This window comes from Actinomadura sp. DC4 (assembly GCF_030406325.1).
In the GTDB taxonomy this organism is placed as follows: Bacteria; Actinomycetota; Actinomycetes; order Streptosporangiales; family Streptosporangiaceae; genus Actinoallomurus.
In genome coordinates this window covers 107066-123992 of the sequence record NZ_JAUEQY010000029.1, presented here as the reverse complement: position 1 = coordinate 123992, position 16927 = coordinate 107066, and the positions used below count along the sequence as shown (strand labels likewise).

General features: G+C 73.4%; 2 protein-coding genes (1 of these 2 only partly in view). Both read right to left on the bottom strand.

Annotated elements, in window-relative coordinates; genetic code table 11:
• Window positions 1-15686 carry the 5' portion of a non-ribosomal peptide synthetase gene (locus tag QWU11_RS36650; RefSeq protein WP_290119111.1) on the bottom strand. The gene continues 1252 nt to the left of window position 1, outside the view, so only the first 15686 of its 16938 coding nucleotides appear in the window; the start codon lies at window positions 15684-15686; its stop codon lies beyond the left edge, outside the window.
• Window positions 15683-16927: a PLP-dependent aminotransferase family protein gene (locus tag QWU11_RS36645; protein ID WP_290119130.1), complete on the bottom strand. Its 1245-nt coding sequence runs from the start codon at window positions 16925-16927 to the stop codon at window positions 15683-15685. Before QWU11_RS36645 ends, QWU11_RS36650 begins: the two co-directional genes overlap by 4 nt.

The window sequence follows — 16927 nt, the reverse complement described above, 5'->3', positions numbered from 1 at the left end:
GCGTCGCTCGGGAGCACGAGGGTCCGGCCCGAGGTCAGGGGCGCCAGGATCTCCTGCACCGAGAAGTCGAAGCCGATCGCGGTGAACTGGCCCGTACGGGTGCCCACCTCCGCCGGGAACCTCCGGCGGTGCCAGGTCAGCAGGGTCACCAGGCCGCGTACGGGCATCACGACGCCCTTGGGCCGTCCGGTGGATCCCGAGGTGTAGACGAGGTATGCCGGGTTGAGCGGGTGCCCCGGCCGGACCCGTTCGGCCTCGGGCACGTCACCGCACGGGAGCCGGTCCAGTGCCGCCACGACGTCCGGGGCGTCCAGCACGACCGTGGCCGTCGCGTCCTCATCCACCAGCCGGCGCGTCGACTCCATGACGAGCGCGCAGGCGGGGCGGGCGTCGTCCAGCATCATGGCGACGCGGGCGCCGGGGTAGTCGGTGTCGATCGGCAGGTAGGCGGCGCCGGTCTTCAACACCGCCAGATGCGCGACGATCATCTCGGGGCGGCGTGGGAGCACCAGCGCGACGAACTCTTCGGGGCCGACACCGCGGTCGATCAGGAGCCGCGCCAGGCGGTTCGCCCGTGCGTTCAGCTCCACGTAGGACAGCTCGACGGGTTCCTCGCCCGACGTCGGCTCGCAGATCAGCGCCATCGTCTCCGGAGTCGCGGCGGCCTGGGCGCGCAGCAGCTCCGACACCGAGACCTCCGGCACCGCCTCCGCCGTGTCGATCCAGTCATTCGTGAGCGCGCGCCGCTCCTCCACGGTGAGCAGGTCGATCCGCCGGATCGGCAGGTCCTGGTCGGTGACGACCGCGTGCAGGACGCGGGCCAGCCGGTCCAGGAGCGTCGACACGGTCTTCTCTTCGAACAGGTCGGTGCTGTACTCGGCGAGGCCGTCCATGCCGAGCGGGGCCCCGTCCGCGCCGTGCCGCTCGTGCAGGCCGACGAACAGGTCGAACCGTGAGGTCCGCGTGTGCACCGGCTCGGGCTCGGCGGCGAGTCCCGGCAGGCCGAAGTCCGCGGCGGGCGTGTTCTGCAGCGCGAGCATGACCTGGAACAGCGGGTGCCGCGAGAGCGAGCGGCTCGGGTTGACGGCCTCCACCAGATACTCGAAGGGCACGTCCTGGTTGTCATAGGCCGCGAGGTCCGTCGTCCGTACGCGGGACAGGAGCTCGCGGAAGGTCGGATCGCCGGAGGTGTCCGTCCGCAGGACGAGTGTGTTGACGAAGAAGCCGACGAGTTCGCCCAGCGCCTCGTCCGTACGGCCCGCGATCGGGCTGCCCAGCGGGATGTCGTCACCGGCGCCCAGCCGGCTGAGAAGCGTGGCCAGCGCCGCCTGGAGCACCATGAAGACCGTCGCGCCGGACTCGGCGGCCAGCGCGACCAGACCCGAGTGCAGGAGGGCGTCGAGCCGGAAGGTGACCGCCGCGCCGCGGTAGGACACGGTCGCCGGTCGCGGCCGGTCCGCCGGCAACGCGATCTCCTCCGGGAGATCCTTCAGCGCCGTCTTCCAGTAGGCGAGCTGCCGGGCGAGCGGGCTGTCCTCGTCGCGTTCGGAGCCGAGCAGGTCCCGCTGCCAGAGGGCGTAGTCGGCGTACTGGACCGGCAGCGGCCTCCAGCCGGGAGCGCGGTTCTCACAGCGCGCCGCGTACGCGCCGGTGAGATCGCGGGACAGGCAGGACAGGGACCAGCCGTCGCCCGCGATGTGGTGCAGCAGGACGAGCAGGATGTGCTCGTCCGGACCGACCGCGAACAGCTCGGCGCGCAGCGGAGGCTCCGCCTCCAGGTCGAAGCCTCGCGAGACGGCGGCCCGCAGCGCGTGCCCGATCTCGGCCTCCCCGCACGCCGTGACCGGCAGTGCGGGCTCGGCCTCGCCCGGTTCGAGGATGTGCTGACGTGGAGTTCCGCCGTCGCTCGGGAACACCGTCCGGAGGCTCTCGTGCCGCGCGACGACGTCACCGAGCGCCGCCCGGAGGGCGCCGACGTCGAGCCGGCCGGTCAGCCGTACGGTGATGGGCAGGTTGTACGTGGCGCCCGGGCCTTCGAGGCGGTGGAGGAACCACAGGCGCCGCTGCGCGTACGAGAGCGGAACGACGCGCGGCCGCTCCAGCGGGCGGAGCGCCGGGCGGCCCGCGCCGCCGTCCTCCAGCCGTTCGGCCAGGCCTGCTACGGTCGGCGCCTCGAAGACCGCCCGTACGGGCAACTCGGCTCCCGTCGTGGTCCGTACCCGGCTGACCAGCCGGGTGGCCAGCAGCGAGTGGCCGCCGAGCTGGAAGAAGTCGTCGTCGACGCCGACCCGGCTCACGCCGAGGATCTCGGCGAACAGGTCGCACAAGATCTGCTCGCGTGGTGACCGCGCGGTCCGCCCGGCGGGCCGGCTGCCGACGCCGGGGTCGGGCAGCGCCGTGCGGTCGAGCTTTCCGTTGGGCGTCAGCGGCAGTTCGCCCAGCACGACGACGCCCGAGGGCATCATGTAGTCCGGCAGGTGGCGGCGCAGGTCCCGCAGGATCGATGCCTCCAGCTCGTGAGCGTCGTGGAACGCCACCGGATCATTGGTGTACGCGGCCGGCGGCCGGTGCCCGGCCGGCCGGTACACGCCGGTGAGGACACGGGCCGCCGGTGGCAGGAACCCGACCTCCAGACCGCCGTCACCGACGTTCCCGGCCCACGTCGGCACGGCTCGGTACCCGAGCCGCTCACCGAGTGCGCAGAGCTCCTCCAGGTCCGGCCCGCGGCGGTCGTCCAGCCGGGCCAGAGCCTCCGACGCCGGGCGATGTTCGTCCAGTGCCTCCGCCGCCGCCACCTCACCGGCGAGCCGGGCGTTGGGGAGGTCGGCCAGCCGTACGGCGTCGCGGTCCTGGGCGAGCCGTTCGGCTAGCTCGTCCAGGGTGGACAGGTCACGGCCCCAGCGGACGGTGGTCACGCCGGCCAGGTCGACGGGCCGGACCGGGCTCCGGTGCAGCGTCACGTCGTAGCGGTGGCGGGTGAGCTCGTTGTCGTGGCCCGCCCGCTTGACCCTGACGTCGACCGCGCCGATCTCCGGCAGGACCGAGGGCAGCGCGGTGAAGAACTCCGGGTCGACCAGCAGCTCTTTCTCCGTCAGCAGGGACCTGCGGGCCAGGGCGCGGACCGCCGCGCCGTCGTCGTCCAGAGCCTGCCGGACCTGGATCGCGGTGTGGAGACAACGGGCCGTCCGCAGGTTGCGGACGTCACCGATGAAGAGGGCACCGCCGGGGGTGAGCAGACCCAGGGCCGTGCGCAGGACGCCGATGAGGTGATCGGCCGCCGGGAGGTACTGCGCCACGGAGTTGATCACGATGGTGTCGAAGAACCCGGTGGGCAGGCCGGTGAGGTCGTCCGCCGGCCGGACGTCCAGCGTGACCCGGCTCGCCAGCTCGGGCAGCCGCTCGACCTGCCCGCGGAGCCTGTCGATCGCCGCCGGGGAGATGTCGATCCCCCAGTAGGCCGCGCAGCCCGGGGCGAGCTTGGCGAGCAGCGCGCCGGACCCGACGCCGACCTCCAGCAGGCGGCGCGGCCGCAGCTCGGCGATCCGCGCCACGATCGCGGCCCGCCACTCGTTCATCTCGGGCAGCGGGATCGGCGTTCCCGTGTAGCAGGACCGCCAGAGGGAGAAGTCCTCGCCGAGGACTCCGTCGGGCATGCCCTCGTACGCCTCGCCGTAGATCTGCCGCCAGCCGCCGATGTGCGTGCGTTCGGCGTCCGCCCGTGCCGCCTCGGACGCCTTGGCGGGGACGACATAGGCGGCCAGACGGCGCTCCCCGCCGCGGTCCTCATCGACGGTGGCGACGGCCTCGGCCACCGCCGGATTCGCGGTGAGGGCCGATTCGATCTCCCCCAGCTCGATTCGGAAGCCGCGCAGCTTGATCTGGGCGTCGACCCGTCCCCGGAACCTCAGGCGGCCGCCGGTCGTCCAGCACGCCAGGTCACCGGTCCGGTAGGCGCGGGAGCCGGGCGGGCCGAACGGGTCGGCGACGAACCGCTCGGCGGTGAGGTCCGGCCGGCCCAGGTAGCCGCGGGCCAGACCCGCTCCGGCGATGTACAGCTCTCCGACGGCACCCGGTGGCATCGGGCGCATGTCATCGTCCAGGACGTACACGCGCGTGTTCCCGATCGGCCGCCCGATCGGCGGATCGCCCGTGCTCCACTCCACCAGCCGCTCGGCAGTGGACCAGATCGTGGTCTCGGTCGGGCCGTAGACGTTCGTGACCGGGCCGCAGACCTCCCGCATCCGGGCGGCGAGCCTGGCGGGCAGCGCCTCACCGCCGACGAGCGCCCGCAGCCCGCGTACGCTCCCGGCGTCGTGGGCGAGCAGGACCTGCCACAGGGACGGCGTCGCCTGCATCACCGTGCCGCGCCGCTCGGTGATCAGCGCGGCCAGCGCCGCGGGATCGCCGGCGGCGTCATCCGTGGCCAGCACGACGGTGGCCCCGGCCAGCAGCGGAAGGTACAGCTCCAGCGCGGAGATGTCGAAGCCGACGTTGGTGACCGCGATGAGCCGGTCGCCTGCGTCCAGCCCCGCTTCCTCGCCCATCGCGTGGAGGAGGTTCGCCAGCGCGCCGTGGGTGACGACGACGCCCTTGGGGCGCCCCGTCGAACCGGAGGTGTACAACACGTACGCCGCCTGGCCCGGTTCGGGACGGCGGACGGGCGGCGTGATCGACGACATCGCCTCGGGTTCGTCCACCTGGAGCCGCGCGGTCGTGACGGGAACGCCGTGCGCGTCGGAGCGGGTCAGGAGCAGGGCCGGGCGGGCGTCGTCGAGCATGGCGGTCAGCCGCCCGGCCGGGAGGTTCGCGTCGAGCGGGAGGTAGGCGCCGCCGGACTTCAGCACGGCGAGCACGGCCACCACGAGGTCGGGCGACCGCGGCAGGGCGATCGCCACGATGGACTCCCGGCCCACGCCGCGCTCGGCGAGGGCGCCCGCGAGCCGGTCCGCGCGGCCGTTCAGCTCCGCGTAGGTCAGGTCCTCGCCGGCGCACACCAGCGCCACCGCCTCGGGTGTACGGGCGGCCTGGGCCGCGAACAGCTCCGGCAGTGAGGCGGCGGGCAGATCGCGCGCCGTGTCGTTGTGGCCGACGACGACGGCGTGGCGCTCGGCCGCGCTCATGAGCGGCAGCCGGCCGATGGGCAGTCCGGGATCGTCCGCCGCCGCGGTGAGCAGGCGGCGCAGGTACGCGACCAGCCGTTGGACCGTGGACCGGTCGAACAGGTCGGTGGCGTACTCGACCGCGCCCCGCAGCCCCGCCGGTGAGCCGTCCGGCGCGTGGCGCTCGTCCAGGTTCACGAACAGGTCGAACCGTGCGTTCCCGGTGTTCACGAGCCGGGAGCTCACCTCCACGCCCGGAAGCCGGAGGCGGTACGCGGCCGCGTTCTGCAGCGCCAGCATGACCTGGAACAGCGGGTGGCGCGCCATGGACCGGGTGGGCCGGAGGGCGTCCACCAGGTACTCGAACGGCACGTCCTGGTCGGCGTGCGCGGCCAGGTCGGTCTCGCGCACGCGCTCCAGCAACGCGCGGAAGGTGGGGTCGCCCGCCGTGTCCGTACGCAGGACGAGGGTGTTGACGAAGAAGCCGGCCAGATCGTTCAGCGCGTCGTCGGTGCGTCCGGCGACGGGGCTGCCCAGCGGGATGTCGGTACCGGCGCCGAGGCGGGTGAGAAGGGCGGCGAGACCGGTTTGCAGGACCATGAACAGACTCGACCGCGACGTGCGTGCCAGCTCGGTCAGCCGCAGGTGGAGGGGGGCGTCCAGCTCGAACCGGACGACGTCGCCGCGGTGCGACGCCGTCGCGGGGCGGGGCCGGTCCGCCGGCAGCGCCAGTTCTTCGGGCAGCCCGGCGAGCCGCTCCTTCCAGCGGCCGAGCTGCCGCGCGAAGACGCTGTCGGAGTCGGCCGCCTCGCCCAGGAACTCGTGCTGCCAGAGCGCGTAGTCCGCGTACTGGACGGGCAGCGGCGACCAGTCCGGGGCGTCACCTCCGCACCGGGCGGCGTAGGCCAGGCCCAGGTCCCGCATGAGCGGCTCCATCGACCACCCGTCGCCGGCGATGTGGTGCAGGACGATGGCCAGCGTGTGGCGGTCCGGCGCCTGGGCGAGCAGTTCGGCGTGCAGGGGCGGCTCCGTCGCGAGGTCGAAGCAGTGCCGTACGGCCTCGGCCGTCCCGGCCTCCACGTCCTCGACCGGCCGGACGCGGAGTCGCGGCCGGTAGGCGTCCAGGATCACCTGCCGCGGTTCCCCGTCGACCTCCGGGTACACCGTGCGCAGCACCTCGTGCCGCGCGACGAGGTCCCCGAACGCGGCCTCCAGCGCTTCCCGGTTCAGCTCGCCGTCAAGCCGCAGGACGAGCGGGATGTTGTAGGTCGGGCTCGGGCCGTCGAGCCGGTGCAGGAACCACAGCCTCCGTTGCGCGAAGGAAAGGCGGAGGACGTCGGGCCGGGCCGCCGCCCGTACGGCGGGGCGGGCGTGCTCCGCGCCGTCCAGCTCACGGGCCAGGGCCGCGACGGTCGGGGCCTCGAACACGGTGCGCAGCGCCACCTCGACGCCGAGCGTGGTACGGATCCGGCTCACCAGCCGGGTGGCGAGCAGCGAGTGGCCGCCGAGGTCGAAGAAGCCGTCGTCGACGCCGACCTCGCCCACGTCGAGGATCTCGGCGAACACCCCGCAGAGCGTCCTCTCCACGGGCGTTCCCGGACCGGATCCGGACGGCACGTTCGCCGTCTCGGGCGCCGGCAGCGCCGCGCGGTCCAGCTTCCCGTTGGCGGTCAGAGGGATCCGGTCGAGCACGACGACGTGCGCGGGCACCATGTAGGCCGGGAGCGTGCGCGCGGCGTGGCGGCTCACCTCATCCGGCTCCGGGCCGGCCCCGGACGCCGCCACGACGTAGGCCACGAGCCGCAGGGCGCCGGACCGGTCCGGCGTGGCCGCCACCGCGGCCCCCGCGACGCCGGGGTGGCGCAGCAGCACCGCCTCGACCTCTCCCGGTTCGACGCGATGGCCTCGGATCTTGACCTGGTCGTCGGCCCGGCCGAGGAACTCCAGGACGCCGTCGGCGCGCCATCTCGCCAGGTCCCCGGTCCGGTACATCCGGGTGCCCGGCGGGCCGTACGGGTCGGCGACGAACCGCTCCGCGGTGCGGACGGGCCGGCGCAGGTAACCGCGGGCGAGTCCGGCGCCGGCGACGTAGAGCTCCCCGGCGATGCCCGGAGGCACCGGGCGCAGCGCCGCGTCCAGCACCTGAACCCGCGTGTTCCACACCGGCCGGCCGATCGGTACCGCGCCGGAGCCGACGGCCTCCCCCGGCACGATGCGGTGCCGGACGCAGCCGACCGTCGTCTCGGTCGGGCCGTACTCGTTGGTGACGGTTACGGCGGGCCGGCGCGACCGCCAGGCGTGGATGGTCTCGCCGGTGAGCTGCTCGCCCCCGACGACGATCTCCGCGATGGGCGAGGACTCCGGCGGCAGCGTGTCCAGGAGCGCGAAATGGCTGGGCGTGACCTTGGCGAAGTCATGGGCGTGCGGCGCGCCCTCCAGGTCGGCGACGAGCACCGTGCCCCCGGTGACCAGAGGGACGAACAGGGTCGTGACGGTCAGGTCGAAGGAGACCGGCGAGTGCAGGAGCGCGGTCCCGCCCGCGCCCGGGTAGGCGTCGGCGGCCCAGGCCACGTAGTTGGCCAGCGCCTGGTGCGGGACGGCGATCCCCTTGGGGCGCCCGGTGGAGCCGGACGTGTACATGACGTAGGCCGGGGAGCCGGGTCGCGTGCCCGGCGGACCTGCCGTCGCGCCATCGGACAGGGCGGCACTGACCTCGGCGCCGTCGAACCGCAGGCGCGGGACCGCGGCGGCGTCCGGCAGGCTCGCGTCACCGGCGATCAGCACGCACACGGGCACCGCTTCGTCCAGCATGTGCGCCACGCGCTCCGCGGGGTGCGCCGGGTCCAGGGGCAGGTACGCCGCACCCGCCTTGAGCACCGCGAGCACGGCCACGACGAGACCGGCCGAGCGGGGCAGCGCCAGTGCGACGACCTTCTCGGGCCCGGCGCCTCGCGCGGTCAGCAGCCCGGCGAGACGGCCGGCGCGGACGTCGAGTTCCGCGTACGTCAGCTCCTCTTCGCCGTCGGCCACGGCGCGGCGGTCCGGCGTCGCGGCGACCTGCCGGTCGAAGAGCTCGAGCACGCCGGCGCCGGGGACCGGCCGGGCCGTGTCGTTCATCCCGGCCAGCCACGCGTACTCGGCGTCGTCCAGCAGTTCGGCCGTGGAGATGGGCCGGTCGGGCTCGGTCGTGACCTCCTCGAACAGCCGTACGAGGCGCACCGCGATCCGCTCGACGGTCTCCCGGTCGAACAGGTCCTCCCGGAAGGCGATGACGCCGTCGATGCCCAGCGGCCGTCCGTCCGTGGAGACCCGCTCTTCGGTGATGACCGACAGGTCGAACCGCTCCGCGCCGACCCGTACCTCCTCGACGCCGACGGCGAGCTCGCCGAGGTCGAACGCACGCCCCTCGGCGCCGCGCATCGAGACCATGACCTGGAACAACGGATGCCGGGCGAGTGATCGGGCCGGGTACAGCGACTCGACGAGATACTCGAAGGGGACGTCCTGGTTCGAGTAGGCCGCGACGTCCGCGTCGCGGACCCGGTGGAGCAGTTCGCGGAAGCTCGGGTCGCCCGAGGTGTCGGCGCGCAGCACCAGGGTGTTGACGAAGAAGCCGACCAGGTCGTCGAGGGCCTCGTCGGTACGGCCGGCGACCGGGTAGCCGATGGGGATGTCGTCGCCGGCGCCGAGCCGGGTGAGCAGTGCCGCCAGCCCGGCCTGCACCACCATGAAGACGGTGGCCCGGGCGTCGAGGCCGAGGGCGGCCAGCCGCTCGTGCAGCCCGGCGTCGACGCGCAGGGGGACCGCGCCGCCACGGTGGCCGGCGACGGACGGCCGGGACCGGTCGGCGGGCAACGCCAGCTCTTCGGGCAGCCCGGCGAGCGTGTCACGCCAGAACGCGAGCTGCCGGGCGATCGGGCTGCCGGGATCGGTCTCGGTGCCCAGCAGCGTCCGCTGCCAGAGCGTGTAGTCCGCGTAGGTGAGGGGCAGCGGCGGCCAATCGGGTGCCGCCCCGTCCCGGCGGGCGGCGTAGGCGAGCGCGAGGTCGCCGACGAGGGATGGGATGGAGTAACCGTCGGCGGCGATGTGATGGACGACGAGCAGGAGGACGTGCTCCTCGGGGCCGAGGGCGAACAGCCGTGCCCGCAGCGGCGGCGCGGCGGCCAGGTCGAAGTGGTGGCGGGCCCCGGTCCTGAGCGCTTCGTCCAGGCCGTCGCGGGAGCACTCGGTGACGTCCAGGCCGGGTGCCGCCACGCCGATGTCGAGGAGCACCTGCCGTGGCACGCCCTCGTCGTCGAGGAAGACGGTGCGCAGCGTCTCGTGCCGGGCGACCAGGTCGGCGAGGGCCCGCCGCAGGGCGCCGCGGTCCAGGGGGCCGGTGAGGCGAAGGGCCAGCGGTGAGTTGTCGGTCGCGCCGGCCCCGTCGAGCCGGTGCAGGAACCACAGGCGCCGTTGCCCGAAGGAGAGCGGCAGGGTGGCGGGCCGCTCGGCGCGGCGCAGCGCCGGCCGGGTGCTCCGCCCGCCGGTGCAGATCTCCGCGAGTCCGGCCGCGGTCGGCCGTTCGAAGACCGCGCGGATCGGTACCTCGTCGCCGAGCTCCGTACGGAGGCGGCTGACCAGGCGCGTGGCCAGCAGCGAGTGGCCGCCCAGCGCGAAGAAGTCATCGTCTCGGCCGATCTCGGCGACGCCGAGGAGGTCCGCGAATATCCGGCACAGCGTGTGTTCGACCGGCGAGCGGGGCGCGCGTGCCGGGCCCGCCGTCTCGACCACCGGGTCCGGCAGCGCGGCGCGGTCCAGCTTCCCGTTGCGCGTCAGCGGGAGCGCGTCGAGCACGACGATGAAGGCCGGTCGCAGGTAGGCGGGCAGCCGCTCGGTGAGATGGTGCCGCAGGTCCGCGACCAGCGTCTCGGGCGCGTCCTGGCCGTCGCGCGTGACGTAGGCGGCGAGCCGCCGGTCCTCGATCCCCTCCCCGCGGGCGACGACCGCCGCGCCCGTGACGGCCGGATGGCGTACGAGAGCGGCCTCGATCTCGCCCGGCTCCACCCGGACCCCGCGAATCTTGACCTGGTCGTCGGCCCGCCCCGCGAACACCAGCCGGCCGCCGGCCGTCCACCGTACGAGGTCGCCGGTGCGGTACAGCCGGTCGCCGGCGGCGCCGAACGGGTCGGCGACGAAGCGTTCGGCGGTCGGCCCGGGCCGGCCCAGGTAGCCGCGGGCCAGTCCCGCTCCACCGAGGTACAGCTCGCCGACGGTGCCGGCGGGGACGGGCCGCAGCCCGGCGTCGAGCACGTACGCTCGCGTCCCGGGCAGCGGCCGCCCCATCGGGGGTACCGTCTCGCCGGACAGGGGCGCGCTCATCGTGGCGCACACGGTCGCCTCGGTCGGCCCGTAGACGTTGCGCAGCACCCGATCCCGTGACCAGTACCCGGCGACGTCCGGAGGGCAGACGTCGCCGCCGACGAACACGACCTCCAGCGCCGGGAACGGCTTTCGTGGCAGCGTGGCCAGCACGGGCGCGGTCAGCTGTACATGGGTCACGGCGTACGCCCGGAGTGCCTCGGCCAGCGCGTCTCCGTAGAGGGGCCGATCCGGCGGAAGCACCAGGGTCGCCCCGGAGAGCAGGGCCATGCACAGATCCCCGACCGCGACGTCGAACGTCGGCGCGGCCACCTGGAGCACCCGCGCGCCCGGGCCCGCGGCGTGGGCCTCGGCGAGATCGCTCAGGCCCGCGTGGGAGACCAGGACCGCCTTCGGCCGGCCGCCGGAGCCGGACGTGTAGATGACATAGGCGGTGTTCTCCGGTCTCAGCGGGCGGATCCGGTCGGCGTCGGAGACGCGCCGATCCTCGTACGCCGCCGACTCGCGGATCACGGCCGGGTCGTCGACGGTCAGTGCCGGAGCGGCGTCGGACAAGAGGAACCGGATGCGTTCAGCGGGCTGTCCGGGATCGACCGGCAGGTACGCCGCGCCCGCCTTCAGCACCCCGAGGACGGCCACGGCCAGTTCCACGGACCGCGGCAGGACCAGCGCGACGATGTCATCGGGTCCCACGCCGCGGCCGATGAGGAGCCGGGCCAGCCGGTTCGCCCGTGCGTCGAGGTCGGCGTAGCTCAGCTCCGCACCCGGCGAGCGCACCGCGACCGCGTCCGGAGTCCGCGCCACCTGCGCCTCGAACAGCTCCGGCAGGCACGCCCCCGGGCCGCGCCGTTCCTGGTCCCCGGTGGCCAGGAGCGTGTGGCGCTCCTCCGCCGAGAGCACCTCGATGGCGCCGATCCGCCGTCCTGGATCCTCGACCATGGCGCGCAGGGTCCGGGCCCACCGCTCGACGATGGTCTCCACGGTCCGTCGGTCGAACAGGTCGCTGCTGTACTCGGCCCGCCCGGTCAGGCCGTCCGCCGTACCGAGGGCGCCCGGCTCGCTCACGCTGAAGGTGAGGTCGAACCGGGTGGCGGCGGCACCGATCATCTCGGTGGTGACCTCGAGCCCCGGGAGGTCGGCTCCCTGCCGCGGCGTGTTCTGGAGCGCGAGCATCACCTGGAACAGCGGTTGCCCGGAGAGTGACCGCTCGGGGTTGACGGCCTCGACGACCTGCTCGAACGGTACGTCGGAGTGGGCGTAGGCGGCGAGGTCGGCCGTACGCACGCGCGCCAGCAGCTCGCGCACGGTCGGATCTCCCGACGTGTCGGTCCGCAGGACGAGCGTGTTGACGAAGAAGCCGACCAGCTCGTCCAGCGCCTCGTCGGTACGTCCGGCGATCGGGCTGCCCAGCGGAATGTCGGTGCCGGCACCGAGACGCGTCAGCAGCGTGGCCAGAGCCGCCTGCAGGACCATGAACACGGTGGCCTGGTTCTGCCGGGCCAGCCGCTTCACCGCCTCGTGCAGACCGGGCTCCAGCGTGAAGTCGAACACGTCGCCCCGGTGGGTGGTCGCCGCGGACGCGGGCCGGTCGGCGGGCAGGGCGATCCGGCCGGGCAGGCCCGCCAGCGCCGTCCGCCAGTACGCGATCTGGCGTGCGATCGGGCTTTCCGGGTCGCGGGCGTCGCCGAGGAACTCCTGGTGGCAGATGGCGTAGTCGGCGTACTGCACGCGAAGGGGCGCCCACCCGGGCGCGCGGCCGGCCCGGCGCGCCGCGTACGCCGTGGCCAGGTCGCGGGCCAGTGGTGCTCTGGACCATCCGTCGCCGGCGATGTGATGCAGGACGAGCAGCAGCACGTGCTCGCGCGGCCCGGTGGCGAACAGCGTGGCTCGTACGGGAGGTTCCGTGGCGAGGTCGAAGACACGGCGGGCGGCGACCGCCAGCGCGTCGTCCACGGCCTCCGCGCCGACGGCCCTCACGTCGAGGCCGGGCGCGGCGCCGGCGGCCGGAAGCACCACCTGGCCGGGCACGCCGTCGTGCTCGGCGAAGACGGTTCGGAGCACTTCGTGCCGGTCGACGACGTCGGCGAGAGCGTCCCGGAGCGCGTCGCGGTCCAGGTCACCGACCATCCGGAACACCAGCGGGACGTTGTACGTCGGGCTGGGCCCCTCGGCGCGGTGGAGGAACCACAGCCTGCTCTGGGCGAAGGACAGAGGCACGGTCGACGGCCGGCGAACCGGCTGGAAACGAGGACGCGCCTCGGCGTGACCGGCGTCCCGCGCGACTTCGGCCAGCCGCGCGACGGTGGGCGCCTCGAGCACGTCCCGGACCGTGAGGTCGGCGTGCAGCACGGACCTGACCCGGTCGACCAGCCGCATCGCCATGAGCGAATGGCCGCCCAGCTCGAAGAAGTCGTCGTCCGCGCCCACCGAGGCAAGCCCGAGCGTCTCGGCGAACAGATCGCACAGGATCTCCTCCCGCGGCGACCGTGGCGGACGGCCCGTGGCCGCCTGCCGGGAGAACGGCGCCGGCAGGGCCGCGCGGTCGATCTTGCCGTTGGCCGTCAGCGGCATCCGGTCGACCACCATGACGGCGTCGGGGACCATGTGGGCGGGCAGCCGCCCGGCCACGTACGCCTGCAACTCGGTGCCCAGCAGTTCGGTGTCGAGGGAGTCCGCCGGGTTGTTCGCGTACGTCTCCGGCCGGCCCGTGACGGGGCCGGCCGGCCGATAGAGGTCGGTACCGGGGGCCGCGGCCGGGCCGGTGAGGACGACGTCGAGGGCGCCGCCGTCCCGGTCGCCGGACCACGTCACCTCGGCTCGGTACCCGGTGCCGGCGCCCAGCTCGTGGAACTCCTCCGGATGCGGGGCCGCCGTGTCGTCCCGCTCTGGAAGGTCACCGTCGAGCGCGGCGAGCAGCGCGCGATCCCTCGCCAGCCGGGCGTTCGGGATCCGTGCCACGCGGAGGCGTGCCGGCCGGCGCCGTACGAGCTCGGTCCGCAGCGCGTCGAGGTCCGCGACCTCCTTGCCCCAGACCCACGCGGCAGGCTCCGCCTCCCGCGGCGCCTCTCCCTTGCGGAGCACGACGTCGTAGCGGTAGCGCGTCACCTCGTTGTCGTGCCGCCCGCGCTTGACGTGCACGTCGATCCCGCCGATGCCCTCCAGCTCCGCCCGGAGCGCGGGGAAGAAGTCCGGGTCCAGCAGCAGTTCCTTCTCCAGGAGCACTCCGCGCCGGACGGCCGCGCGCAGGGCCGGGAGATCGGCGGCGCCGCCGAGCCGGTGGCGCTGCAGAGCGGTGTGGAAGCCGCGCAGCAGACGCAGGTTGCGGATGTCGCCGACGAAGATCGATCCACCGTCGGCCAGCAGGCCCAGCGACTTCCTCAGGACGTCCACCAGGTAGTCGGCGCTGGGGAAGTACTGGATGACCGAGTTGATGACGATCGTGTCGAAGCGCTCACCGGGCAGGCCGTCGGTGACGTGCGCCGGTTGCGCCAGGAGCCGTACGCGGGGGCCGATCTCGGCGTCCCGGGCGACGTGCTCGCGTAGCTCGGTGATCAGGGCGGCGGAGACGTCGGTACCCCAGTACTCCGCACACCTCGGCGCCACCTGCGACATGATGAGGCCGTTGCCGACGCCGATCTCGAGCACACGCCGCGGCCTCAGCGCGAGGATCCGGTCGGCCGTCGTCGTCTGCCAGTGGCGCATCTCCTGCCTGGGGATCGGCCGTCCGTCGAAGCTGCTGATCCAGCGGGAGAAGTCGTCCCAGGGCACATCGGCCGGCGTCGCGTCGTCGCGCGCGTCGTAGATCGCGCGCCATCGGTCCACGTGCCGCGCCTCGGCCGCCTGGACGCGTTCCGGTGACGCGTCGTCCGCGGTGCGTACGACATAGCCGACGATGCGAGGGTTGCCCGGAACATCCTCCCGGAGCACGACGGCCGACCGGGCCACGCCCGGGTGGGCCTCCAGGGTCGTCTGGATCTCGCCGAGCTCGACGCGGAAGCCCCGCAGCTTCACCTGGTCGTCACCGCGGCCGAGGAACTCCAGCCCGCCGCGCGCGGTCCAGTGCGCCAGGTCGCCCGTACGGTACATCCGCCGGCCCGGGAGGAACGGGTCGGCCACGAACCGCTCGGCCGTCAGCCCCGCACGCCCGACATAACCGCGTGCCAACCCGGCGCCGGACAGGTACAGCTCCCCCGCGACGCCCTCGGCCACCGGCCGCAGGTTCTCGTCCAGGACGTACGCCGCCGTGTTGTCCAGCGGCCCGCCGATGACCTCCGAGGCATGCTCCGACGGCAGGGCCATCGTGGCGTCCACCGTGAACTCCGTCGGCCCGTAGAAGTTCACCGACAGACAGCCGGGCCGGGCCCGCAGCTCCTGCCACAACGCGTCGCCGATCGCCTCACCGGCGAGGCACAGCGCCGTGAGCCGGTGGCGGTCCTGGGCGAACAGGCCGGCGGCGACGAGGCGCTGGACGAACGCCGGCGTACCGTGCAGCACGTCCACCCGCGCCTCGGTGAGCCGGGCGACCAGCGCGTCCGGGTCGCGGCGGGTGGGCTCGTCGATCAGGTGCAGCTCGTGCCCGTCGACCATCCACAACAGAGGGTTCCACGAGCCGTCGAAGGACACCGAGGCGGCATGCGCCACCCGCAGCCGCCGGCCGCCCACGCGTTCCCGGGCCGGCCCGAACAGCCGACGCCGATGACTCCCGAGCAGGTTCACGAGTGAACCGTGCTCGACACCCACGCCCTTGGGCCGTCCCGACGACCCCGACGTGTAGATCACATACGCCAGCTGGCCCGCCCGCACCCGGGCCGGTCGTGCCGGCTCCGCCGCCGTGTCAGCGGCGTCCAGGACCACCCGCGCGACGCCCTCCGGCAGCACCACCGACGACGCCGTCACCACCACCGCCGGGCACGCGTCATCCAGCAGGACGGCGATCCGCTCGGCCGGATAGTCCACGTCCACCGGCACGTACACCGCGCCGGCCTTCAACACCCCCAGCACCGCCACGACCAGATCCACCGACCGCGGCAACGCCACCGCCACCACGGACTCCGCGCCCACCCCCCGCCCACGCAACAGACCCGCCAGCCGGCTCGCCCGCACGTTCAGCTCGCCGAAAGACAGCGACTCCTCACCACATACCACCGCGCACAGGTCCGGATCGGCCGCCACCCGCTCCTCGAACTCCGTGACCAGGGACCCGCCGGCCGCAAATCCGTTATCGGTCATCGGGCATCCACGACATCATTCGGAGTCGTCTCCGTGAGGCGTTCTTCGATCATTTTGGCGAGACGTTCCAAACCTGACTCGATGAGATCGGGTGTCAACAGACTGCAGGCCAGCCGTATCTGGTTCCCGGTTCCACCGTTTTCGTAGAAATAACTCATCGGCGTCCAGATGACGCCGTGCTCACGTGCCGAAATCCGCAGAAGTTCGTCATCCACCGCAAAGGGGAGAGTGACGACGACGAAAAACCCGCCGGACGGCGAATTCCAGGTGATTCCGGGCACCGATCCGAACCGTGCGGAGAGGCCGTCCAGCAGGAGGCGGCGATTGCGCCGGTAGATCTCGGTCTCGGCCGCGTTCGCGGCGACGAGGCTGCAGTCGTGCTCCAGCAGCTTGCCTCCGATCACCGCCTGGGCGATCGGGGACGTGTTGACGGTGACCGTTCCCTTGATCTTGGCGAGCTCGTCCGCGAAGGAGCCGGCCCCGGCGACGGGCTGGTCGGCGACCACGTAGCCGACGCGTGCGCCCGGCAGGCCGCTCTTGGCGAAGGAGCCGAGGTAGACGACCATCCGCTCGTCGTCCAGCGCCTTCAGCGCCGGCCGATGCTCGCCGTCGTGGAACAGCCCGTACGGGTTGTCCTCCAGGAGCAGCAGGCCCTCCTCGGCGCTGACGGCGAGCAGCCGCCGGCGCGTCTCGACCGACATTCTCGATCCGGCGGGATTGGCGAAGTCGGGCATGACGTAACACGCACGCGGCCGCAGGCCCTCGGCTCGGGCGGCCGCCACCTGGGCGCGCAGGTGGTCGAGGTCGACGCCGTCCGTGCCGCCGGCCACCGGGCGGACGGGCAGGTCGACCAGGCGCGCGACGCCCGAGAACCCGGTGTACGTCGGGGTCACGGAGAAGACCACGTCGTGGCGGTCGGAGCGCAGCGCACGCAGAACGAGGAACATCGCCTCGTGGCAGCCGACCGTGACGATGATCGTCTCTGGGTCGACGGAGATGTGCTCATCCACCTCGAGGTGCCGTGCCACGAGCCGGTGGATGGTCCCCTTGGTCCGTCCGTACTGGAACAGCTCCTTGCGGATGTCCGGGCCGGACATCCGGCGCTCGGCGGCCAGGTGCCTCCGGTAGACCCGGATGTAGCGATCGATCGCATCGACGTCGAAGAGTTCCTCGTAGGGAAGACCGGCGGCGAACGAAACGGCGTCCGGGTACCAATTGGCGACTTCGTTGAGGAAGTTCAT